Annotated in this window: 1 protein-coding gene; it reads left to right on the forward strand. The window is 60.0% G+C overall.

What is annotated here, in order from left to right; translation table 11 throughout:
- The first annotated feature begins 20 nt into the window (after positions 1–20).
- Entirely contained in the window at positions 21–188 is a 168-nt protein-coding gene (locus tag SB724_RS21630) for a hypothetical protein (RefSeq protein WP_410573111.1), read from the forward strand.
- The last annotated feature ends 52 nt before the right edge of the window (positions 189–240 follow it).

Consider the following 240-nt stretch of genomic DNA (forward strand, 5'->3'; position numbering starts at 1 on the left):
GCCCTTCCGGCCTCGTCCAGATCGCGGATCCGGCCGTGACGGCCCGATGCGACGGTGAAATGGAGTCAGGGACCAAAGTCCGGGTGCGCCTGACGCAGGCCGACATTGCCAATCGCGAGATCAGGTTCGAGTTGCTCCCGCCAAGCCATGGAACGGACGATCCGGGCTTTGAGGCTGCCAGAGGATAGACTGAGCCAGTAGTAATGGATGCCCGGTCGTTGATTCAGATGATTTTGAACT

Source organism: Bacillus sp. SIMBA_031, from assembly GCF_046535225.1.
Lineage (GTDB): Bacteria > Bacillota > Bacilli > Bacillales > Bacillaceae > Bacillus > Bacillus velezensis.